Origin of the sequence: Tenacibaculum insulae (assembly GCF_964512435.1) — a bacterium.
Taxonomy (GTDB): Bacteria; Bacteroidota; Bacteroidia; order Flavobacteriales; family Flavobacteriaceae; genus Polaribacter; species Polaribacter insulae_A.
The window spans coordinates 1,883,943-1,906,904 of the sequence record NZ_OZ208512.1 but is presented as its reverse complement, the minus strand read 5'-3'; the positions used below and the strand labels follow the sequence as shown (position 1 = coordinate 1,906,904).

The following is a 22,962-nucleotide window of genomic DNA, read 5'->3' as shown; positions in this document are numbered from 1 at the left end:
TTATAATTTAGGTATCTTTAAATCGAAACTCATTGAAAAGTTATATTCACGCATTCAAAACCTACTTTTACGTAGTTTAGATTGTCTTATTTATAATTAATTTAGAGATTTGAAGATGTTAATAAACATATGCTATGAAAAAAACCGCGCTTCTATTATTTATGATTACTCTTTTTTCAACAACATTAAATGCTCAAGAAAATTACAAAGACCTTTGGAATAAAGTTCAAGGTTTTGAAAAAGAAAACTTACCCAAATCTGCTTTAAAAATAGTAGATCTTATTTACGCTAAAGCGGAAGAAAGTAAGAACTCGCCTCAAATTATAAAATCGTTATTTTATAAAAGTAAGTTTTCGTTAACTTTAGAGGAAGATGCACAGTTAAAAATTATTAATCAGTTTAAAGAACAAATTAATAAAAGTAATTTTCCTACCAAAAACGTATTAGAAAATGTTTTAGCTAATTTATATTGGCAATATTTTAATCAAAATAGATGGAAATTTTATCAACGAACTAAAACTTCTGAAAAAATTGATACCAGTGATTTTAGAACTTGGGATTTAGATACTTTATTTACTGAAATTCATACGTATTATCAAAAATCTTTAGAAAACGAACGTTTATTACAACAAACTAATATTCGTGAATTTTCAGATATTTTACACACTGTTGAAGAATCAGAAAAATACCGTCCTTCTTTATTCGATTTTTTAGCACACAATGCGTTACGTTTTTACAAAACTTCTGAAACAAATATTACTAAACCAACTTATCAATTTAAAATAAACGCGCCTGAATTGATTAGTGATTTTTTAACTTTTTCGAACATTGTTTTAAAAACAAAAGATAAATTATCGCTTCAATTTAATGCTTTAATTATTTATCAAAACTTAATCGATTTTCATTTAAAAAGCAACAATTTAAATGCGTTAACTGTTGTCGATTTAGAAAGATTAAACTTTGTAAATAAACATGCTGTTTTTAATAAAAATCAACAATTGTTTTTACAAACATTAAAAATATCAGAAAAGAAATATAAAAATCAAGAAGTTGCAGGCTTGTATCTTTATAAAATTGCTAAAATATACCACCAACAAGCACATGCCTACCAAAACACTAAAAATAATGAGGTTCGTTTTAAAAACAAAGAAGCACTTGCTATTTGTAATCGTGTAATTACAGAATTTCCTAAAAGTGTTGGCGCAAAAAAATGTGCAGCCTTAAAACAGCAGATAAAAACAAAATCATTATCAATTTTATCAGAAAAATTTAATCCTATAAACACTGCTTCTCGTTTATTAATAAACTACAATAATATTGATAAACTATATTTTACAACTTATAAAATTAGCAAAAACCAAATAGAAAAACTAAATACAATTTATAAGGAAACTGAACGTATTAATTTTATTAAAAAACTAGCAATAGCAACCTCTTGGAATACTAAATTAAGAAACGAATTTGATTATTTATCGCACACCACCGAAGTAATTGTACCTAAACTTACACAAGGAAATTATTTAATTGTAGCGCATGAAAACGAGGTTTTAAATACAATTAATTTGTTTGCTACTGCCAATATTCAGGTAAGTAATTTGGTTTTAATTGAAAGTACTAACAACAATATAAAAACCTACCAAGTAGTTGATCGAAACACAGGAAAACCTGTTAAAAACGCTCAATTATTATTTCAGAATAGAAGACGAAGAAACCAAAAAAATTTTTACCAAAAGTTAATTACTGATAAAAATGGGTTTGCTACTTTCAAAAGTAATCACACTTATTACAATGTATCAATAACAGTTTCAACCAATACTGACAACGCTATTTTTGGTGATTATTACTTGTATAAACATCATCACCCAAAAAAAACAAAATCGTTAGCAAAAACTATTAAAATAAAACCGTTTATTTTTACTGATAGAAGCATTTATCGACCAGGGCAAACTGTTTTCTTTAAAACCATTTTTGTTAAAAAAACAGGAGATAAATCAACTCCTTTTACAAACGAATATATTCAAGTAATATTAAATGATATTAACGGACAAGAAGTTAAAAAACTGGATTTAAAATTAAATGAATTCGGATCTGCATCTGGTAAAATAGAATTGCCTAATAATGGATTAACAGGCAAATACACTTTTTCTATTGATGAAAGTGATAAAGATAAAAGTACATTTTACGAAACTGTTGGTTTTGATTTTGAAAGAGATGATTACATCACTACAATTTCGGTTGAAGAATACAAACGCCCAAAATTTGAAACCGATTTTAAACCAGTTACCGAAACTTTAAAACTGAATGATAGCATTACCGTAAACGGATTTGCAAAAGCTTTTTCTGGCACTAATATTACAGATGCTAAAGTTGTGTATCGTGTACACAGAAAAGTACAATATCCGAATTGGTGGTATTGGCGCAGACCAAATTCATCGTCTGAAGCACAAGAAATTACACACGGAGAAAACATCACAGATGCTTCAGGTAATTTTGCTATCAAATTTAAAGCACTTCCTGACGATGGTGTTTCAAAAGAAAGTTTACCAGTTTTTAATTATGAAATTACTGCGGATATTACCGATGTGAACGGGGAAACTCGTAGCGCTACAACTGTTGTAAAAGTAGGCTATCATGCTTTAATAGCCTCTTTATACATAGCTGATAAAATTAGCACAAAAGAGAAAAACATAAAAATAAATATTGCGACTAATAATTTAAACGGAATTTTTGCTCCCGCTAAAGGAACTGTGAAAATTTACAAATTACAGGCTCCCAAAAATCCGTTACGAAAAAGGCCTTGGAATACACCTGATTATCAGGATATTTCTGAAACTAAATTCAGAGAACTATTTTCGCATGATGCATATTTTAAAGAAGAACAAAATGAAGCCTCTTGGAAGAAAGGGAAATTGGTTTTTGAAAGTGAATTCGACACCAAAAAATCAAAAGAACTTGTTGTTAAAGACATTAAAAATTGGACTTCCGGTAAATACATTGCCATTTTAAACACAAAAGATAGGTTTAAACAGCAAGTAACCGACAAAGCGTATTTTACTGTAACTAATACCACCGAAAAAAAAGTGGCTGATAATAAATTATTTTTTATCAACACTAATAAAACTAACTATTCGGTTAACGATACTGTTTGTTTAAAGCTTGCTTCAGCATCTAAAAACATTACTGTTATGGTTCAAATTGAAAAGAATCATCAAGTAATAGATACTAAATTGATTCATTTAAATAACAATGTAAAATCAATAGAAATACCTGTTAATAAAAATGATATTGGCGGATTTGCAGTTAAATACTACTTTGTAAATTATAATTATTTTGCTAGTGGTACTCTTACTATTTCGGTCCCTAAAAAAGAAGAACACATCTCTATTGAAACAACTACGTTTAGAGATAAATTACAACCAGGAATAGCTGAAAAGTGGAGTTTTACTATTAAAAACGACAAAAAAAACAAAGTAACTGCCGAAGTTTTAGCGAGTATGTACGATGCTTCTTTAGATGAATTTAAACCGCATAATTGGCAATTTAATCCTATAACAACATCAAATTATTATTCATACGGGAATACCGCTAACGCTCATCAAAGTTTTGGTAATAATAGTTTTAGAGTTTACAACCGAAGTTATTCGAATAATCACTATCAAAACCAACAATATGATCAATTAAACTGGTTTGGGTTTTCGTTTAAAAATAATTATCGACGAACAATAATGATGAGTAAACGTGCAAAAATGAATGTTCCACCTCCTCCTTCTCCAGAAAAAATTGAAATTATTGAAGATGAAAGAGAATCTGAAGAAACTGTTATAGAAGCTACTGAAACTGACGAGTTTGAAATTACAGAAGGAACGCCTTTTGCGATGGATATAAATGGCTCTACTCGTAAAGAACAACTTGAAAAAACAAACTTAAAAGGAATTAAAATCCGTAAAAACTTACAAGAAACAGCTTTCTTTTTTCCGCATTTAACAACGGATAAAGATGGAAATATCACGTTTAGTTTTACCTCTCCAGAAGCATTAACAAAATGGAAATTACAATTATTAGCGCATACTAAAGAGCTACAATCTGCTACAAAAATACTTACAGCGGTAACTCAAAAAGAATTAATGATAGTTCCTAATGCTCCACGATTTTTAAGAGAAGGTGATCAAATAACATTGAGCGCTAAAATTTCGAATCTATCAGCTAAAAACCTGCAAGGTATATCGCAATTAATTTTAACCGATGTTATTACAGGTAAAGAAATTCATCTATTAGAAAAATCAACAAAAAATCAATCTTTTAATGTTGATGCAAACGGAAATACGAATGTTTCTTGGAAACTAGCAATCCCAGATAATATTCAAGCAATTCAATACAAAATCATAGCCAAAGCAGGCGATTTTTCTGATGGAGAACAAAACGTGCTACCTGTTTTATCTAATCGAATGTTGGTTACTGAAACACTGCCAATGTGGGTACGTTCTAATCAAACAAAAACATTTACGTTAGATAAATTAAAAAACCATACCTCAACAAGTTTAAAACATCATAAATTAACGTTAGAAGTAACGTCAAACCCGGCTTGGTATGCTGTACAAGCCTTGCCGTATTTAATGGAATATCCGTATGAATGTAGCGAACAAACTTTTGCGCGTTACTATGCAAATACATTGGCGAGTTATATTGCCAATTCAAATCCAAAAATTCAAGAAGTTTTTAAGCAATGGAAATCGAGTGATGCTTTGTTATCTAATCTTGAAAAAAATCAGGAATTAAAATCATTAATTATTCAAGAAACGCCTTGGTTGCGTGATGCTCAGTCTGAAACTGAACAAAAAAAACGTATTGCCCTACTATTCGATTTAAATAAAATGAATAACGAGCAACAAAAAGCTGCAAACAAACTACAAAATATGCAAATGAGCAACGGTGGTTTTCCTTGGTTTAAGGGCGGAAATTATTCGAATAAATATATTACACAGCATATTATTAGTGGTTTTGGTCATTTAAAAAAGTTAGGCATTCATAATTTTGATGCCTCAACAACCGATATGCTTCAAAAAGCAATTCGATTTTTAGATGAAGAAATTGTAGAGCAATACACCAATTTATTAACCCAAGCTACTAAGATAAAAGCCACAAAAGGTGTTCTTAAATATGAAGAATATCTAAAGAAAAATCATTTAAGTTATTTTACAATTCAGTATTTATACATGCGTAGTTTTTATTCGGAAATTGCATTTACCAAAACAGGTAAAAAAGCTTTTACATACTACAAAAATCAAACTGCTACTTATTGGAATGCTTATAATTTATATGCCAAAGGGCAAATAGCTTTAATTCAATTTAGAGCTGATAACAAATCTATTTCAACAAAAATTCTTAAATCATTAAAAGAAAATAGTATTACTTCTGATGAATTAGGTATGTACTGGAAAACAAACGTTGCAGGGTATTTTAATTATGAAGCACCAATTGAAACACAAGCTTTATTAATAGAAGCTTTTTCTGAAATTGAAAACGATACCAAAACTATTGACAACTTAAAAATATGGTTGCTTAAAAATAAGCAAACCAATCGTTGGCAAACAACCAAAGCAACTACCGAAGCGGTATATGCTTTATTGTTACAAGGAAGTAATTGGCTTTCAATTACCGATATGGTTGCTGTTAAAATCGGAAATCAAAAAATTGAACCTGCTAAACTAGAAAACGTAAAAGTTGAAGCTGGAACAGGTTATTTTAAAACCTCATGGAGTAAAGAAGAAATTAAATCCGATATGGCAGAAATAACCATTTCTAAAAAAGGAAACGGTGTTGCTTGGGGAGGATTGTATTGGCTATATTTTGAAGATTTAGATAAAATCACCACTGCTGACACTCCATTAAAACTCAATAAAAAGTTATTTAAAAAAGTAAACACAAATACAGGAAAAGAGCTTATTAAAATCACAGAGAAAACTAATTTAAATATTGGAGATTTAATTACGGTAAGAATAGAACTTCGGTCAGACAGAGATATGGAATTTATTCACATGAAAGATATGCGAGCATCTGGTGTTGAACCTATAAATGTACTTTCGCAATACAAATGGCAAGATGGTTTAGGCTATTACCAAGCAACAAAAGATGCTGCAACAAATTTCTTTTTTGATCGATTACCTAAAGGAATTTATGTTTTTGAATACGATGTAAGAGTTAACAATGCTGGTAATTTTAGTAACGGAATTACAACAATACAAAATATGTATGCTCCAGAATTTAGTAGTCATTCTAAAGGAAAACGATTAATAATTAAGTAACTTAGCTGAGAACATATAAAATTTCACTTTAAAACTTTAAAAATTATGAAAAAACTATTTTTAGTATTCGGTTTCTTAATGTTTACAATTGCATCGATAAATGCGCAAGACATTTCTAACAATGCCATAGGTATTCGTTTAGGTGATAATGACGGATTTGGTGCTGAAGTTTCTTACCAACATAAAATGGGAGATGCCAACCGTTTAGAAATTAATTTAGGACTTAGAGGTAATAGTAATTACGACGGATTTAAAGCTACTGGTTTATACCAATGGGTTTGGGAACTAGAAAACAACTTTAATTGGTATGCTGGTTTTGGTGGTGGACTTGGACATTGGAATGTAAAAGGCGCAGACAATTCTGAAACTTATTTTTTTGGTGCAGGCGTTGTAGGTATAGAATATAACTTTGATTTTCCTTTAATGATATCTTTAGATTTTAGACCTGAAATTGGTTTTGGAGATTATTATGATGGATATAATTCAGACTTTGGTTTAGGCGTTAGATATCAATTCTAAGCTTATTTTTACCCAAAAAAAACCTCTAAATTAATTTTTAGAGGTTTTTTTTGGTGGATAATTAACCAGCGTTTTATTAATTACTTCTTTATAATAAATCCTTTTTTCTTCTGGCGATGATTTTTCATGAACTTCATTGTTACTTATTCCTTGCCAAATAAGTTTATTTTCTTTGCTCTCTACAAAATCAATTAATAATTCTTCATTAATTTTTTTGCTTTCTATAGGAATACCTCCCGAAATACCAAAACCAATATTTCTTCCTCCAGTTCCAAGTCCTATTCCTATTTTACTTCTTTTTGTAGAAGCTTTTTTATTTGATATTACATTTATGTATATATCTGGATTTTCAGAAAAACGCATTCCTTTACTTTCTAAATTTTCGGTAATTTTATCCGTAATCCTTTTTATATTTAACTGGCTAATCCCCTTACCTACATCTTCAAAAAAATTAAAAGTTTTATACTTATTAAAATTTGTTGTTTCATCATAATCGTATATTACTTTTGATGAAGAACATGCTACTATAAAAATTAATACCAAATATTTTAGTTGTTTCATGCTTCTTTCTTTAAAATTTATAAAATAGAATCTTATAAAAATACAAAAAACCTCGAATAATCGAGGTTTTTATTAATCTGTTCATTTATTTTTATTGAACTGCCTTAAGAGCATCAATATTTCCGTAGCCAAACTCTGAATGTTTATTTGGATAAAAATCAGCAGATTCTTTCATTTTTTGTAATACTTGTTCTCGAGACCATGACGGGTGTTTAGACCACACTAAGGAAGCAACACCGGCAGTTGTTGCCGTTGCTACAGAAGAACCTCCTACATAATTTGTTTGGTTATTATAATAACTTAATACAGGCACTTTATTATCTGTTCCATTTGTTCTTTGCATCTGAACAGTAAAATCTATTTTAGATCCCGTATGGCAAACATCACATTTATTATACTGATTTTCTTTAACTCCTGTTACCGCTACTGTTTCTGACATACTTGCTGGAAAAATTACACCATACCAAGTTGTAAATGAAGTAGAAGTTCCGCCTGCTGCTAAAATCATTTTTCCTTTACTATGAGCGTATTTTATAGCATCAGAAACATTACCTATATTAAAAGGTGATCCTATTGACATTGAAATTACTTTTACATCACTTCTATTTGCTAAAGCGGTTAAAGCTTCTACAACACCTCTTTTTTCATGATAATCATCAATAATTACATTTTCAACAGCCCTGTAAGTAACCAAATTTGAATTATAAGCCACTCCAACAGGCAAATTATCATTATTTCTTGGTGCTGTTGCTATTGCTGCCATTTTTGTACCATGACCACATTTATCATTAACACCATCGTAATTGTTAGACCATGCCCACCAAGAATCTACAAAGGTTCCATACTTTTGTACAGTTCTTCCTGATGAATCTCCATCATTAAAATATTGATTCATCCACTTTTGCTGAGGCGATAATCCAGAATCAATAACAGCAACAGTTACTCCAGTTCCTGTACTATAATTCCACGCTTCAGGAATATTATGAGCATCAAAAGACCAAGGTACTTTAGCACCTGGAGACACTGTACGATAATCGTTTGTATTTAATGTTACAGTATCATAACCACAACCAGAAGAACCTTCAGATCGAGCTTGATTATCTGACGCTAAAAACGCATAAGCACCTGGTTCTATATATCGTACTCTTGTATCTTTTAATAATGTTTCAATTGTTTTTTTATTTGTTACTTTAATATCAATAACATTAATAGTTTCATTTACATATAACTCACTAGCTCCTTTTGCTGATGTTTTTTCTAAACCTTGTATTAGTTGAATTAGATCATTTTTAATATTGTTAGTTGCTTTACTTCTCGAAAATTGATTTTTAGAGGTACCGTAACCTATTGTTAAAATATTTTCCCCATGTTTAACTGCGCTCCATATTGTGTGAGGAGTTTGGGCTGTCCAATTAAAATTTCCTGTAGTTTGTAATGAACTTTTAATAATTTCATTAATTTCTTTCTTTGAAAGTTGTTCCGATTGTTCTTCTGGCACTTCTAACATTTCATTATTGGTACAAGAAAACATAGCTAAAATAATAGCTAAGCTTAATAAGCTTTTTTCCATTTTTGAAGGGTTTTTGATTGATTTTTACGAATATAATATTTTTACAACACATAAATAATCAAAATAATAATATTTTAAACCAAAAATTACACATATATAAAATAACAAATATTTCTAAAACAAAAAAAAGCCTAAAAAGGCTTTTTTTTTACAAAATTTTATCGATTATTTTTCTAACACCACTCTTGTTGGAGTATCCTTACCATTAATTATACTTTCAGTTCCTTTAGCTACCGCTTTAATTGTTTCGGTAATTACTGTCATATTTAAAGTTTCTGCCTCGTCAGATACTTTATGATAATCTTTATCAACATCAATCGGAGTTGTTGAAAATGTATGAGACGGAACTCCTAATTTTGCCAAAGAAGCATTATCTGACCTAAAAAATAAATTGAATTTTTTATATGGATCTGGAAATAACTGATATCCTGTTCCCACTAAATTCTTCTGAATTATTTTACCAAAATCAGAACGTTCAAAACCTGTTAACCAAGCTGTATTTGGCCCAAAACTTGGCGTTTTACCAATCATTTCTAAATTAATTCCTGCTACAAATTTAGCCGCATCAATTCCCTTACCAAAATGTGTAGAACCTATTAACCCCATTTCTTCAGCTGTAAAAGCTACAAAAACAATTGTTCGTTCATTTTGCCCTTTTTCTTTAAAATATTTTGCCAAAGCTAAAACACCCGTAACACCCGAAGCATCATCATTTGCACCATTAAAAATTAAATCTCCTTCACCATCTTTTTTGGTTCCTAAATGATCGTAGTGTGCAGAGACTACAACGTATTCGTCTTTTTTACTTTTCCCTTCTAAAACACCAATAACATTAAACATTTTTATTCCTTTATAATCGAAATTTTGACGAAAAGTTGGTAACGAATTATAAGTATCTAATCCTATTTTTGCAAACTCACTTTCTATATACTTAGCAGCCTTTTCTATTCCTTCCGTTCCAGGTTTTCTCCCTCCCATTTCATCCGAAGCTAAAGTATATAGGTGTTTTTTTACCAAAGAAGAATCAATCGTAATTACACTTTTTTCCGTTACAACTTCCGAAGAATTAATTGTTGATTGTTCTTGATTATTTTTTACTGTTTTACAAGATAATAGCAACATTGTTGCAAATGCCGATGCATATATTATTTTTTTCATTGAAGTTAATTTATGGTTTAATGCGGATTTAATTTAAAAGGCTAAATATAGCCAATTTAATTTCTTAATTTTGTTGAAAATTTTACAACGATGGACTTACAACTTATCCCAAATATAAAACATACTGATGCAAATAACTTTTTTCTTTTAGCAGGACCTTGTGCCATTGAAAGTGAAGATATGGCCATGCGAATTGCCGAAAAAGTTATAGCAATTACTGATAAGTTAGAGATTCCTTATATTTTTAAAGGAAGTTTTAAAAAAGCTAATCGTAGTAGAATTGATAGTTTTACAGGAATAGGTGATGAAAAAGCATTAAAAATTTTACGTAAAGTTTCTGAAACTTTTAATGTGCCTACAGTTACTGATATTCATGAAGTAGAAGACGCTTATAAAGCTGCGGAGTATGTTGATGTTTTACAAATTCCTGCTTTTTTAGTACGTCAAACAGATTTAGTGGTAGCTGCTGCAAAAACAGGTAAAGTTGTTAACCTAAAAAAAGGGCAATTTATGAGTCCGGAAGCAATGCAACATGCTGTAAAAAAAGTGCATGATGCAGGTAACCAAAAAGCTTGGATAACCGATCGTGGAACCATGTTTGGTTACCAAGATATGATTGTAGATTTTAGAGGGATTCCTACCATGCGTCAATACGCTCCTACCGTTTTAGATGTTACCCATTCTTTACAACAACCAAACCAATCGAGCGGTGTTACAGGCGGAAGACCTGATATGATTGAAACTATTGCAAGAGCCGGAGTTGTAAACAATGTTGATGGTTTATTTATTGAAACACATTTTGATCCTGCTAACGCAAAATCTGACGGAGCTAATATGCTACATCTTGATTATTTAGAAGGTTTATTAAATAACTTAGTTACTATTCGTAAAACAATAAATAATTTATAGGCACAATTTTTGGTAACTAAAGTTGTTATAAAACACTTATATGAAACAACTTTTTCTATTTTTATTCATTTCGATACCTACTTTTTTATCTGCTCAAAAATTTTTAGAAGTAGATACTAAAATAAAAACATATCCAAAATTAATTACGGCAAGTAAATTAGCTGATAAAATTTCTACGGATTTTAATTCGGATGAAGAAAAAGTTAGAGCTGTTTTTTCTTGGCTGTCGTTTAACATTCGTTATAATTTAGACGAATTTTACAATCCGAAGCAAAAAAGGATTCATTTTCGCTATAAAGATGAAGCTGATAAACAAGCGAAAATAAGAGCCATAAAAGATAATATTGTAAAAAAAACACTCTCTAGCAGAAGTGCCGTATGCGAAGGTTATGCACAAACATTTGGTAAAGTTTGTACACTTTTAAATATCGAAAATCAAGTTGTAAAAGGTTATGTTAGAAATTCTTCTTATGATATTGGTCGCGTTACAAAAACAACCAATCATGCTTGGAATGCCGTAAAACTAAACAATAAGTGGATTTATATTGATGCCACTTGGGCTGCAGGAGCAGTTACAAATGGTAAATGGCAACACTATTTTAACGATTATTTTTTTAATATTCCGAAACAAAAGTATTTTTACACCCATTTTCCTGAAGACAAATTATGGCAACTACGTGTAAAAAGAATGAGTTTAAACACTTATTTTAAACAACCAATTTACACTCCTTTTTTTCTAAAAAAAGATTACAAGCTGATAAAACCAAATTCAGGGATTTTATACAAAAAAGAAGACGGATCAGTTTCGTTAACACTTAAAAATATACGTAAAAACCAATCTATACTTTGTGGTTTTAGAGGCTTTAAATATGCTAAAAAACCAAGAACTTCTTTTAATAAAAACATGGTAATAATTAATATAATTCCGCCAAAAAACAGCAAAGAAATTTACTTAATTATTGATAATGACGTTGTTTTAGAGTTTTTATTAAAATAAATTCATTACATTTATAACTAAATGTTTACAGCTATGGTTAAATTTAATTTACTCTTTTTAAGTCTATTTTTTTGTATAAATTCTTTCTCTCAAGACTTAAAAAGGGTTGATCAAGTTATACTTTCTTATCAAAAAGCAACATCTATAGAAAGTTTAGCCAAAAGAATAGATTACGATTTTAAAACTAAAACTGAAAAAGTTAGAGCCATTTACACCTGGATAGCTTTAAATATTGAATACGATTATTACAATACCAAATCGTTAAAACCACCCCAATTTATTACATATACTAATAATTTTGACTTAAAAAGAATTCAAAATCGAGAAAAAAAGGAAGTTATTAATAAAACTTTTAATGATAAAAAAGGGATTTGTAACAATTATGCTTTATTATTTAATAAACTATGTAACCTAATTAACCTAGATAATGAATTAGTTTTAGGCTACGTTAAATCATCTATTAATGAAATAGGAATAATACCTTTTAATAAAAACCATATTTGGAACGCGGTTAAAATTAATGAAAAATGGATGCTTTTTGATGCTACTTATGGCTCTGGTTATGTTTACAAGGATGTTTGGCAACAAGAATTAAACTTAGAATATTTTAATGTAAAAAAAGAAAAACTAAGATTAACTCATTTTCCTTCTGATAAAAAATGGCAAACTTTTTTAAACCAAAAACCATTAGCTACTTTTTGTTATGAACCTTTTTATCAAAATGCTTTTTTAAAATATAATGTTGAAATTTTAGAACCTAAAATTGGAGAAATAAAAATAATTGACAACAAAAAAATACACCTAAAAATAAAAAAGTCTAAAAACACAAATAACATTAAGTATTTTTTTTCTCATGAAAACATAATCAAAACACCAAAAATTAAAAATAGAAATCTTATTACAGACCTTTACTTTCCAAATCCTAATAAAGACACCTACTTACACATATATATTGAAAATGAGCTTGCCTTACAATATAAAATTAAGCTATAACTACTGTCTTGTACATTTGAAGAGAATTTATCCGTTATATCATTGAATTCAAGACCTCTATAGAGAACACGAATTACAACAATCTTACTTTATAGGCTTCTAACAATACAGAAATTAACACCTTCTCATTTATATCTTCTATTTTGTAATAACGGAGTGATTTTACTGCTTTTCTTTTTTCTGTTACTACAAAATTATTGTAATTTTTTAGAGGTGTTTTAGCGTAAAAACCAACATCAACAAAACCTTTTTTAGTTGCATTAAAATAACACAAAGGTTTGTTGTTTAAATAATAAAACGGAAGTTTCCATTTATATAACAACTCAGCTTTAGGAAAATTAATCGCTATTAAAACCTGAAGATGTAATAAAATTGATTTTAATGGTTCTTCTTGTTTTAAAATGTATACTTCGGCTGGCTTCATTGAATTATAATTTTTTTACTTTTCGTAAAATATCCTCTAATCCGTTTAGCTGTAATTCGTAAACCAAGCCCATCATTTTACCTAATTTACCTTCAGGAAACCCTTTGTTTTTGTACCACACTAAATAATATTCAGGAATATCAACTAAAAACACTCCTTTATATTTACCAAAAGGCATTCTCATATTTGCGGTATCAATTAAAAATTGTTGGTCTGGTAACATTTATTTTTTATAAGAAAAATCCCGCTTTTGCGGGATTTTATTTGTTATTCATTTCCGTTAACATATTCTTGTAAATATGAATAACGTTCGGTTAATTTACCGTTGTTGGTTGTCATTTTTGCTCTTGCTAAAATTCCGTCTTTATCATTATTATAAAATGACGGAATTACATGTTTTAAAAACATTTCGCCAAAACCTTCGCTGGCATCTTTTGGTAACTCGCAAGGTAAATTATCTACTGCCATAACAGTTATGGCATCTTTGTCTTTAAAAGATACTTCTTTTTCGGTTTGTGGATCGTAACCGTAAATAGGATCTGCTATTGTTGATGCTTTTATTGTTGATGCTACTGGCCCATCTACATCGCAAGAAACATCTGCTACATATTTTATGTTAAAATCTGGCGATTTGGCATCTTTTCTTGTAAACAAATAAGGAGCTTCGTTACCATAAAAATGACCTGCTATAAAATAATCGGTAACTTTTGCATATTTCATAAAATCACTCTCGTAACCTGTCGGATCTTTATAAAAAGCATACTTATCGCCTGCTGTACCATCAGTTTTTTTATTGTACTCTAAAACATCAATCATACTGTACACTGGCTCTGTAAATGTTGATGTTAAATACAAACTATCTGACACTTGTTTTATACCTAAATGATCTAAAATTTCTTTGGCTCCGTAGGCAACTTTTCCGGTACCTGTTAACACTATTTTTATATTTGGTAGCGTTATTTTATCTAATTCGGCTTTTACAGCATTTAAATCGGCTAAAGTTTCAACTTTTGGCAAGTTAAAAGTGTTTTCTTTTAATCCGATTGCTCTAAAACCGTTGTAAGCTCCCACTAAACCTGCATAACGACCAAAACCGATTAATCGGGCTCCGTTTTCTTTAATAATTGTTTCGTGGTCATACATCTCAATATTTTTAGCTAACATTGCTTTTAACAACTTACGATTGTATGGTTGTTTTTTGATCGTGTGACTAAAATAAAAATATTTTTTATTGGGAATAAGGTTCTCTAAAGGAACTTCTTTTACTCCTAATAAAACATCGCAATCGGAAACGTTTGTTACCACTTCGAAACCTGCTTGTTGGTATTCTTGATCCGGAAAAATTCTGATATCTGAACTTTCTACAACTATTTCGGCTTGTGGAAATTGTTGTTTGAATTCTTTTAATTTTTCTGGTGAAAATACTACTCTCCTATCTGGTGGATTTTTACGTTCTTTTATAATTGCAAATTTCATATTTTGATTTCTTTTTTTGAAGTGCTGCGAATTTACTTATTTTTATAGGTTCGCACAAGCCTGTTTTTGTTATCTTTGTTGCCCGTAAATTATTGCGTTAGGGATTGAGCGGTTTGTTTGAACTCTTTTGTGAGGCACGAACAAAAAGTGAGTAGCGAAAGCCCGCCCGAACGCCCTAAAAAAAATCGGCATAATTTTTGACTGATTTTTATTGATTTTTGACATATTGGGGACGACTGGTTTTGACAGCGAGACTAGTGATAATGTAAGCATACCGAGGAGTGAAGAGACAACTCGTTAAACTTTTTTTCAACTTTTTAAACGGCGAAGATAACTACGCTTTAGCTGCTTAATCCGAATTATAGTAGGATTGGCCTAGGCACACAAGGTGTGCAAGCTTTATGTCCACGAAAAGCCTTGGTTTACGGCGTTTCATTTTTGGGCATCGTAAATGTAAACATAGAAAACCTGGTGCTTTAACGGGTTTTTGAAACTAAAGAAGATAAGCTTTTAACAGATTGTTCTTAATCAGTTATTAGTCGAAAATTAAGAAAGAACTAAGTATGTAGAAAGCCTTTGAACTACTTGTTTGGACCCGAGTTCGATTCTCGGCGTCTCCACTAATAAAAAAAAGCGTAATCAATTTGATTACGCTTTTTTTGTTTTAAATAGTTTCTCCTAATTCTTTTAGTTTAGAAGTATTTTCGGCAAGCATAAGCTCGTCTATTATTTTTTGAATATCTCCGTTTACAATGTTTGATAAATCGTATAATGTTAAACCTATTCGGTGATCGGTTACACGACCTTGCGGATAATTATAGGTTCTAATTTTTGCACTTCTATCTCCTGATGATACCATAGAACCACGCTTTAAAGCATCTGCGGCTTGTTTTTTAGCCAATTCCATATCATATAAACGAGAACGTAATACTTTAAATGCTTTTTCTTTGTTTTTATGCTGCGATTTTTGATCTTGACATTGTGCTACCAATCCTGTTGGAATGTGCGTTAATCGAACTGCTGAATACGTAGTATTTACAGATTGACCTCCTGGACCTGATGAACAGAAAAAATCAATACGTACTTCTTTCGGATTAATTTCTACATCAAACTCTTCTGCTTCCGGAAAAACCATACAAGTAGCTGCCGATGTATGTACACGACCTTGTGTTTCGGTTTGTGGTACACGTTGTACACGGTGCACACCAGCTTCAAACTTTAACGTTCCGTACACATCATCACCAGAAACTTCAAACTGAATTTCTTTAAATCCACCATTGGTTCCTTCAGAATAATCTACAGTAGAAACTTTCCAACCTCTACCTTCGCAATATTTTGTGTACATTCTAAATAAATCTCCAGCAAATAAACTTGCTTCATCTCCACCTGTACCTGCACGTAATTCTACTACGGCATTTTTACCGTCTTCTGGATCTTTAGGTATTAATAAAAATTTAATTTCATCTTCTAAGGCAGGAATACGAACTTTTGCTTCGTCCATTTCCATTTTTGCCATTTCTACCATTTCGGCATCGCTACCGTCTGCTAAAATTTCTTTGGCTTCTTCAATTGCATCTGTTAGACTTTTATATTCATCGCCTTTCTTAACAACTTTACCTAAATCTTTATATTCTTTACTTAATTTAACGTAACGTTTTTGATCCATGATAATTTCTGGTTGGATAATTAAATCCGAAACCTCATCATAACGCTGTTTTATAATTCTTAATTTGTCTAACATCTTCTTACTTTTCTAGTTTGCGAATTTACGTTTTTTTATCGAATTTAATCCATATCTTTATTTCATTTAAACTCAACCTTATGCGTCTTTTTTCATTATTACTTGTCTCTTTTCTACTTTTTTCTTGTAATACCAAAAAGAAAAATAAAAAACCCACTTGGTTAATTGGTAAATGGGAACGAATTAATGAAAAACCAACAAAAAATACTTATGAATTTTGGATTAATAATTTAACCGGAACCGGATTTACCTTACAACAAAATGATACTATTTTTAAAGAAATAATGAGTATCGCAACTATTAAAGACACGTTACATTTAAAAGTTGAAGGTGTAAACGAAAAACCTACTTTATTTAAGTTTACCCAACAAACAGATACTTCTTTTGTTGCTAAAAACCCAACGCACGATTTTCCTACCGAAATTAAATACTGGATAGATAACGAGAAATTAAAGGCTCGTGTATCTAACAAAAAATTCGGAATTGATTTTGTTTTTAAAAAGATGAATTAATTTCTAACTTATAACCAACTCCGTGAATATTGGTTAGCTTAATCGTATTGTCTTCTTTTAGTTTTTTACGCAGTTTAGAAATATAAGTATCTAAACTTCTGCCAACAAAAACACCGTTATCTTCCCAAACCTTTTTTGTTAGCTCATCTCTTTTTATAATTTTATTTGGATTTGCAACAAAAATAGCCAGCAATTCGCACTCCTTTTTAGATAAACTAATTTCCGTTGCCTGTTTTACTAATTTATTTTCTTCTGGATAAAATTTAAAAATTCCGATGTTAGCGTGTTTATTTACTTCTTTTTTTACTGTAGAAACCTCTTTCTTTTTAAAAAACAATACATCAAAAACAACAATTAACATCAACAAAAAACCACCAAACAACAATATTTTTTTTGAGATAAATAAACGTTTTTCTGCTTTAAATTTTACTTGAATTGTATAACAGTTTTCTGGTAAAACTCGTCCTTTGCAAGGAACAATAGTGTCTTCTTTTTCAAAGCCCATTTGGTAACTATACGCAACCTCATCATCTACACATTGAAAAACTGAAACTCTATAATTGTTGGGTAATTTTAACTTATTAAAACTATTTTTAACAAGCGTAACCAAATTATTTGGCTCAAAAAAAAGTTTGTTTTGAAACGATAAACTATAATTATTTTTATCTAATGCTATTACCGGTAAAACCACTGAGGTTGAATCTTGATTTAAAAGTAATAACTGATTACCAACATCGCGTAAAGAAATTTTTACGCTTTCAGAAAAGTCTTTATTATTTTTAGTTGATGAAGAAAATATCCAACTTAAAAAAAGAAGGAGTACTAAAACACTGTATATATAAATTTTATTTCTGCTCATAATTACCGTAAATAACCTACATTTTTATGACTTTTTACAACAGTTGACACTTCTTTTACATTTTTTTGACACTCTTTGGAGTTGCTAACCTTAATTTTATCAGGTAAATAACCAAATAGTTATTTTTAATATGCTATAAAACCACACTTATGAAAACTAAAATAATAACACTAATTTTTATGTTACTTTTTTGTTTGACAAACGCTTTCGGACAAAAAAACGAGTTCAACTTAATCAAATTAGATACTACTTGGGGGCAAGAGGTTATTCGTTTTCCTGCCAGACATATGGATTATATAGGAGTTGGAGAAATTAGATTTCCTCCCAAAAGAGGTTGGATTAAACCTAAACACGATTTCTTTTGGTCGTACACCTATGCTTGGTGCATAGATGTTAATAGGAAAATCCCTGTTAAAGAATTAGAGATAGATTTAGTAAAATACTTTAATAGCTTGAATAAAATTGACATGAACGCTAAAGCGGATGAAAAATATTCATCAGCTGTAATATCAAAAATTAAAAAAGAAAAAACGGTTACTTATTATAAAGGATCTGTAAGAATATTTGATCGTTTTGCTACCAAAAATATGATTACGCTAAATGTTTTAATAGAAAGTTATCATTGTAAAAACAATCAAAATACAACTCTTTTATTTAAGTTTTCTCCAAAAGAGTTTACTCACAAAACTTGGGCAACATTGAACGATATAAAATTGCTCTCAGATTTATGTAACTAAAAAAAAGCCTCAGAAAATTCTGAGGCTTTTTTTTAAATTTATTTTCACCTACTAATACTCAAAAGTACCAAACTCACTATTTATAGTTAGTTTTTTTGTTTCTGACGCTTCTACTTTACCAATAATTTGTGCATTTACATTGTATGATTTTGAAATAGCGATGATATCTGCTGCTACTTCTGGCGACACATACAGTTCCATTCTGTGTCCACAATTAAATACCTGATACATTTCTTTCCAATCTGTTTTAGATTGCTCTTGAATCAATTTAAATAAAGGTGGTATTGGAAACATATTGTCTTTTACAATATGCAAATTATCAATAAAATGTAAAATTTTAGTTTGCGCTCCTCCAGAACAATGAATCATTCCGTGAACGGTATCTGAGTTAAATTTTGATAAAATTTCTTTAATAATTGGCGCATACGTTCTTGTTGGCGACAACACTAATTTACCTGCATCAATAGGAGAATTCTCTACAGAATCAGTCAGTTTTGTTTTTCCCGAATACACTAAATCCGCAGGAACGGCCGCATCAAAACTTTCAGGATATTTAGTCGCTAAATAATTATCAAAAACATCATGACGTGCCGAGGTTAATCCGTTAGATCCCATTCCGCCATTATATTCAGTTTCGTAACTTGCTTGTCCAAAAGATTCTAAACCAACAATTACATCGCCTGCTTTTATGTTTGCGTTATCAATAACATCACTACGTTTCATACGTGCAGTTACGGTAGAATCTACAATAATTGTACGTACTAAATCTCCAACATCAGCAGTTTCACCACCTGTTGAATGAATGGTAACTCCGAATTTTTTTAAATCATCAATTAACTCCTCTGTTCCGTTAATAATCGCTGATAAAACTTCTCCAGGAATTTTACTTTTATTACGTCCAATGGTTGAGGACAACATTATGTTATCGGTTGCACCAACGCATAATAAATCATCAATATTCATAATTAATGCATCTTGAGCAATTCCTTTCCAAACAGAAATATCTCCTGTTTCTTTCCAGTACATATATGCTAAGGATGATTTTGTTCCTGCACCATCTGCGTGCATTATTAAACAATAATCATTGTCGTTTGTTAAATAATCAGGAACAATTTTACAAAAAGCTTTCGGAAACAAGCCTTTGTCTATATTTTTAATTGCATTGTGTACATCTTCTTTAGATGCTGATACTCCGCGTTGTGCGTAGCGTTTAGATACTTCGTTACTCATTTTTTGTTGTGTTGTTGCTGCAAATTTAGTTTATCTAAATTTTAAATCAAGAAAAAAGCGAACGTTTTTTATGGTTCACTTTTTTCTTGATTTAAAATTGTTGGATATTATTCCCAATCTGGCATTGTTGCATTTGCAAATAACGTAACTCTTTCTATGTTTCCTGATAAATTTGTTTTCATAATATTTTTTTGAGAAATACCATCGTTTGATGTGTTTACAAAAATAATATCTGCTTCGTTTGGCGAAAACCTAGGATCTAAATCATTTGTTCCGTTTTCTTTATCAGCATCCGAAGCATCAGTAAAACTCATATCAGTAAAACTATAAATAAACAATCTAGTATCTAATTGCCTGTAATTTGTTACCTGATGATTAGATACATCTCTTGTAAATAATAATTTATTTCCTGATGCCGACAAGTTTAAACCTCCTAAAGCTCCTTGAACTCCCGTTACAATGGTTTCTATAACATTTCCGTTTAAATCAATCATAAATATTGCTCCATTATAACCATCCGAGTCATTTGTTTTTATTGCTATTTTAGATCCATCAGTGCTCCAATCGCATTCTGAAATTAAACTACCATCTGCCGTTTCGTATATTTTTTGCAAATCACTGCCATCTTTATTTATTGAATATAACTTATTAAAATATGGGTAGATTAATTTACTACCATCCGAAGACCATGAAAAATCTAGTTCATTTAATTTAAACCCTGCAACAGGAATGGTTGATGTTACTTTTTTAATAGCATCACCATTTGTTTTCATTGTATATATATGTGCTTCGTTATTATCTATTCTTAAAAAAGCTATTAAATTTATGAGGTTATTTTTTCTGGGTCTCCAAGAATTTAAACTCGCATTTGTTAATTTAACAGTATTAAACACCTCTTCATTTTCATCAGTATAACTCGATGAATAAATTACATTATTACCTTCTTCATTTTTAGTATAAAAATACCTGTTTGCTGGGTCATCTTTAATTGTAAAAGACCTAATACTACTTACTACTTCTGTATGAATACCATCTGAAGCCTCAATACTCCAAAAATATTTTGCTCCGTATTTTAAATCTGATAATGTGTAATTTTTATCTTTTAAATCGGTAATTCTCGTTACTTGGTTATCAAAATCATTTCTAATTTCAATAGCAAAAGTTAGCTCATCTTCATCCGGATCTGTTGCTTCCCACAACAACGTTATTTCATTTGGTAAATCTCCTGCTCCGTCTTCGGGCGTTATTAATGTTGGTTTTGTTGGCGGCTTATTTAAAGCTGTTGAAATTTCCATTTCTAACACAACATTAACCACTTTATCTTTAGTTACAGTAGCTCCTTCAAACTGATCTAAAAACTCTTCTTTGGCTGCCTGTACTGAATATTCTTGCGCTTCGATTCCTTCAAATTTAAAATTCCCTTCAGCATCAGTAAACACGGTATTATTTGTAGGCGAAATAGTTATTTTAACGTTTTCTAAAGGAATATATCCTTCTTTTTCAACAACCTTTCCTGTTAAATCTCCATACGATACTAAACCAATAGTACCGTCTTCTCCACAATCAACAAAAAGAAATGTAATTAGGAGTACTGTTAATATTTTTATACCTTTTTTCATTTGATTTTTTATTTAAAAATAGACATTTATACCCGCTCTAAATCCCCAATACAAGTCGTTTTTTTCTCCAACAACTTGCCTATCTAAATTATCTGACGTTAACATATTGTACTCTCCATTTACAAAAAAACCAACTTTATTTGTAATCAAATACTCAATTCCAACACCTCCCTGTAGCTTAAAAAAAGTTTCTTTTAAATCTTTTCTTGATATCGAACCAACTCCTCCATAAACATACGGCGTAAACCTTTCGTAAGGCAAAATGGTGTACTCAAAATTTAATCCAGAAGTAAGAAACGTTTCATGAAAAGTTCCTTTATTATCCAACTCCAACCTACCTACGGTTCCCCAAAAATTAAATTTAGGGTCGTCGAACGTATATTCTAATTTAAAATCAAATCCAAATTGGTATGTTGAATTTGCATAATCTCCTTTAATATTATACAATCCCATTCCTGCACCTACCGCAAACTTACTTCTTCTATCCTCTTGCTTTCTATGGTATAATTTTATTTTATCAGCCTCTAATTTTTCTTTCTGATACACTTCTTTAATATAGTTAATTGCAGATACACCTCCTTTAGGCTGCCAAACACCATCTACAACACCTTCTACAATCAATAAATCAACAGCTTTATCTATTGCTTCTTTTACAGCTAACTGCGCAGGTTCGTTTTTGGTAACTCCTGTTTCTGCCTCTAAAAGCCTTCTTAAAGAAACATAACGATACAAATTTGCCGAAATACCTTGTGATAAAATTGTTTTTGAAACATATACATTTTTAAGAATTTCACCTGTTGATGTTGACACAATTCTTAAATACACCGTTATCCTATCTTGCCGATATTGATTGGAAGCTCCCACTCCAAAATATCGCAAACCAGAACCACCAGTTATAATATTTGAATCGTAAGACACCACACCTCCTTCAATAATAGTTCCTGCAAAAAGCAATGGTGGCATGGTTACTTTTTTACCATTGGCGTATTCTTGACGGGTATTTCTTATTATTTGTCGTTCGTTTAAAAGATTTCCTATGTTTTCTCTTTCTATTGGCCTAAACCAACCTGACTCTTCTAATGATTTTAATAAAATAGTGGTTCCTCCTTGCGTTACCGCAGTGCTAAATGTAGATCCGTTTTGCACTGGTTTATACTGCCCTGTTTGGTCTCTAAACTTATAAACTCCAACAATTATTTTTTTTGATGGAAGAAAATTTTTAGCCAAAAATTCAGGTGAGGTATTTTCACCTATTCTTGCCTTTGTTTGCGTAAGTGGTTGATTAAAATAAGCGCCGCAACTTGTTAGCAATTGAATTACCAACAAGTAGATTATACTTGTATGTTTTTTCATAG

General features: G+C 30.4%; 18 protein-coding genes and 1 other RNA gene. 8 read left to right on the top strand and 11 right to left on the bottom strand.

The window, feature by feature from the left end:
- The first annotated feature begins 134 nt into the window (after positions 1 to 134).
- The gene (locus ACN5J5_RS08815) at positions 135 to 6,302 is read left to right on the top strand and encodes an alpha-2-macroglobulin family protein (RefSeq protein WP_418644555.1); all 6,168 of its coding nucleotides are present in this window, start codon (positions 135 to 137) and stop codon (positions 6,300 to 6,302) included.
- A 45-nt stretch (positions 6,303 to 6,347) separates the two neighbouring features.
- On the top strand, positions 6,348 to 6,821 hold the full coding sequence (locus ACN5J5_RS08810) for a hypothetical protein (protein ID WP_418644554.1): 474 nt from the start codon (positions 6,348 to 6,350) through the stop codon (positions 6,819 to 6,821).
- 30 nt (positions 6,822 to 6,851) lie between these two features.
- On the opposite strand, the gene ACN5J5_RS08805 is transcribed toward ACN5J5_RS08810, so the two are convergent.
- The 3 genes from ACN5J5_RS08805 to ACN5J5_RS08795 form a co-directional block, all read right to left on the bottom strand.
- The gene (locus ACN5J5_RS08805) at positions 6,852 to 7,382 is read right to left on the bottom strand and encodes a DUF4136 domain-containing protein (protein ID WP_418644553.1); all 531 of its coding nucleotides are present in this window, start codon (positions 7,380 to 7,382) and stop codon (positions 6,852 to 6,854) included.
- Between the two features lie 91 nt (positions 7,383 to 7,473).
- On the bottom strand, positions 7,474 to 8,952 hold the full coding sequence (locus ACN5J5_RS08800; protein WP_418644552.1) for a S8 family peptidase: 1,479 nt from the start codon (positions 8,950 to 8,952) through the stop codon (positions 7,474 to 7,476).
- Between the two features lie 165 nt (positions 8,953 to 9,117).
- Positions 9,118 to 10,110 (bottom strand): M20/M25/M40 family metallo-hydrolase, encoded by a 993-nt coding sequence (locus tag ACN5J5_RS08795; protein WP_418644551.1) that lies wholly within the window; start codon positions 10,108 to 10,110, stop codon positions 9,118 to 9,120.
- Between the two features lie 90 nt (positions 10,111 to 10,200).
- Between ACN5J5_RS08795 and kdsA the strand changes: the two genes are divergently transcribed.
- From kdsA to ACN5J5_RS08780, 3 genes are read left to right on the top strand one after another with little or no spacing between them, the layout of a single operon-like run.
- Entirely contained in the window at positions 10,201 to 11,019 is an 819-nt protein-coding gene (kdsA, locus tag ACN5J5_RS08790) for a 3-deoxy-8-phosphooctulonate synthase (RefSeq protein WP_418644550.1), read from the top strand.
- Positions 11,020 to 11,059: 40 nt separating this feature from the next.
- The gene (locus ACN5J5_RS08785) at positions 11,060 to 12,016 is read left to right on the top strand and encodes a transglutaminase domain-containing protein (protein WP_418644549.1); all 957 of its coding nucleotides are present in this window, start codon (positions 11,060 to 11,062) and stop codon (positions 12,014 to 12,016) included.
- A gap of 33 nt (positions 12,017 to 12,049) precedes the next feature.
- The gene (locus ACN5J5_RS08780; protein WP_418644548.1) at positions 12,050 to 13,009 is read left to right on the top strand and encodes a transglutaminase domain-containing protein; all 960 of its coding nucleotides are present in this window, start codon (positions 12,050 to 12,052) and stop codon (positions 13,007 to 13,009) included.
- A gap of 73 nt (positions 13,010 to 13,082) precedes the next feature.
- On the opposite strand, the gene ACN5J5_RS08775 is transcribed toward ACN5J5_RS08780, so the two are convergent.
- From ACN5J5_RS08775 to ACN5J5_RS08765, 3 genes are read right to left on the bottom strand one after another with little or no spacing between them, the layout of a single operon-like run.
- Positions 13,083 to 13,433 (bottom strand): DUF1801 domain-containing protein, encoded by a 351-nt coding sequence (locus tag ACN5J5_RS08775; RefSeq protein WP_418644547.1) that lies wholly within the window; start codon positions 13,431 to 13,433, stop codon positions 13,083 to 13,085.
- 4 nt (positions 13,434 to 13,437) lie between these two features.
- Positions 13,438 to 13,656 (bottom strand): DUF3820 family protein, encoded by a 219-nt coding sequence (locus ACN5J5_RS08770; RefSeq protein ID WP_418644546.1) that lies wholly within the window; start codon positions 13,654 to 13,656, stop codon positions 13,438 to 13,440.
- Positions 13,657 to 13,700: 44 nt separating this feature from the next.
- Entirely contained in the window at positions 13,701 to 14,909 is a 1,209-nt protein-coding gene (locus ACN5J5_RS08765; RefSeq protein WP_418644545.1) for an NAD(P)-dependent oxidoreductase, read from the bottom strand.
- A gap of 228 nt (positions 14,910 to 15,137) precedes the next feature.
- On the opposite strand from ACN5J5_RS08765, the gene ssrA reads away from it, so the two are divergent.
- Positions 15,138 to 15,532, top strand: a transfer-messenger RNA (tmRNA) gene (gene ssrA, locus ACN5J5_RS08760).
- Positions 15,533 to 15,573: 41 nt separating this feature from the next.
- On the opposite strand, the gene prfA is transcribed toward ssrA, so the two are convergent.
- Positions 15,574 to 16,650: a peptide chain release factor 1 gene (gene prfA, locus ACN5J5_RS08755; RefSeq protein WP_418644544.1), complete on the bottom strand. Its 1,077-nt coding sequence runs from the start codon at positions 16,648 to 16,650 to the stop codon at positions 15,574 to 15,576.
- Between the two features lie 80 nt (positions 16,651 to 16,730).
- On the opposite strand from prfA, the gene ACN5J5_RS08750 reads away from it, so the two are divergent.
- Positions 16,731 to 17,162, top strand: coding sequence for a DUF6265 family protein (locus ACN5J5_RS08750; protein WP_418644543.1), 432 nt, complete (start codon positions 16,731 to 16,733; stop codon positions 17,160 to 17,162).
- Here ACN5J5_RS08750 and ACN5J5_RS08745 read toward each other — a convergent pair.
- On the bottom strand, positions 17,146 to 18,021 hold the full coding sequence (locus ACN5J5_RS08745) for a winged helix-turn-helix domain-containing protein (protein WP_418644542.1): 876 nt from the start codon (positions 18,019 to 18,021) through the stop codon (positions 17,146 to 17,148). The genes ACN5J5_RS08750 and ACN5J5_RS08745 overlap by 17 nt on opposite strands.
- A gap of 149 nt (positions 18,022 to 18,170) precedes the next feature.
- Here ACN5J5_RS08745 and ACN5J5_RS08740 point away from each other — a divergent pair, with 149 nt between their 5' ends.
- A complete protein-coding gene (locus tag ACN5J5_RS08740) occupies positions 18,171 to 18,758 on the top strand; it encodes a hypothetical protein (protein WP_418644541.1) in 588 nt (195 codons plus the stop codon).
- Between the two features lie 51 nt (positions 18,759 to 18,809).
- On the opposite strand, the gene ACN5J5_RS08735 is transcribed toward ACN5J5_RS08740, so the two are convergent.
- The 3 genes from ACN5J5_RS08735 to ACN5J5_RS08725 all read right to left on the bottom strand — a co-directional run bounded on the left by ACN5J5_RS08735 (position 18,810) and on the right by ACN5J5_RS08725 (position 22,960).
- Positions 18,810 to 19,988 (bottom strand): AIR synthase related protein, encoded by a 1,179-nt coding sequence (locus tag ACN5J5_RS08735; RefSeq protein ID WP_418644540.1) that lies wholly within the window; start codon positions 19,986 to 19,988, stop codon positions 18,810 to 18,812.
- A 107-nt stretch (positions 19,989 to 20,095) separates the two neighbouring features.
- Complete coding sequence (locus ACN5J5_RS08730) at positions 20,096 to 21,607, bottom strand: carboxypeptidase regulatory-like domain-containing protein (RefSeq protein WP_418644539.1); 1,512 nt, start codon at positions 21,605 to 21,607, stop codon at positions 20,096 to 20,098.
- Between the two features lie 12 nt (positions 21,608 to 21,619).
- Positions 21,620 to 22,960 carry a CsgG/HfaB family protein gene (locus ACN5J5_RS08725; RefSeq protein WP_418644538.1) on the bottom strand — a complete coding sequence of 447 codons (1,341 nt, stop codon included), beginning with the start codon at positions 22,958 to 22,960 and terminating at the stop codon, positions 21,620 to 21,622.
- Between the last annotated feature and the right edge of the window lie 2 nt (positions 22,961 to 22,962).

Coding starts and splice junctions, on each gene's coding strand:
- ACN5J5_RS08745 (WP_418644542.1), bottom strand. CDS start 18,021: ATGAGCAGAAATAAAATTTATATATACAGTGTTTTAGTACTCCTTCTT.
- ACN5J5_RS08785 (WP_418644549.1), top strand. CDS start 11,060: ATGAAACAACTTTTTCTATTTTTATTCATTTCGATACCTACTTTTTTA.
- ACN5J5_RS08780 (WP_418644548.1), top strand. CDS start 12,050: ATGGTTAAATTTAATTTACTCTTTTTAAGTCTATTTTTTTGTATAAAT.
- ACN5J5_RS08750 (WP_418644543.1), top strand. CDS start 16,731: ATGCGTCTTTTTTCATTATTACTTGTCTCTTTTCTACTTTTTTCTTGT.
- kdsA (WP_418644550.1), top strand. CDS start 10,201: ATGGACTTACAACTTATCCCAAATATAAAACATACTGATGCAAATAAC.
- ACN5J5_RS08800 (WP_418644552.1), bottom strand. CDS start 8,952: ATGGAAAAAAGCTTATTAAGCTTAGCTATTATTTTAGCTATGTTTTCT.
- ACN5J5_RS08735 (WP_418644540.1), bottom strand. CDS start 19,988: ATGAGTAACGAAGTATCTAAACGCTACGCACAACGCGGAGTATCAGCA.
- ACN5J5_RS08725 (WP_418644538.1), bottom strand. CDS start 22,960: ATGAAAAAACATACAAGTATAATCTACTTGTTGGTAATTCAATTGCTA.
- ACN5J5_RS08730 (WP_418644539.1), bottom strand. CDS start 21,607: ATGAAAAAAGGTATAAAAATATTAACAGTACTCCTAATTACATTTCTT.
- ACN5J5_RS08775 (WP_418644547.1), bottom strand. CDS start 13,433: ATGAAGCCAGCCGAAGTATACATTTTAAAACAAGAAGAACCATTAAAA.
- ACN5J5_RS08810 (WP_418644554.1), top strand. CDS start 6,348: ATGAAAAAACTATTTTTAGTATTCGGTTTCTTAATGTTTACAATTGCA.
- ACN5J5_RS08795 (WP_418644551.1), bottom strand. CDS start 10,110: ATGAAAAAAATAATATATGCATCGGCATTTGCAACAATGTTGCTATTA.
- ACN5J5_RS08740 (WP_418644541.1), top strand. CDS start 18,171: ATGAAAACTAAAATAATAACACTAATTTTTATGTTACTTTTTTGTTTG.
- ACN5J5_RS08815 (WP_418644555.1), top strand. CDS start 135: ATGAAAAAAACCGCGCTTCTATTATTTATGATTACTCTTTTTTCAACA.
- ACN5J5_RS08805 (WP_418644553.1), bottom strand. CDS start 7,382: ATGAAACAACTAAAATATTTGGTATTAATTTTTATAGTAGCATGTTCT.
- prfA (WP_418644544.1), bottom strand. CDS start 16,650: ATGTTAGACAAATTAAGAATTATAAAACAGCGTTATGATGAGGTTTCG.
- ACN5J5_RS08770 (WP_418644546.1), bottom strand. CDS start 13,656: ATGTTACCAGACCAACAATTTTTAATTGATACCGCAAATATGAGAATG.
- ACN5J5_RS08765 (WP_418644545.1), bottom strand. CDS start 14,909: ATGAAATTTGCAATTATAAAAGAACGTAAAAATCCACCAGATAGGAGA.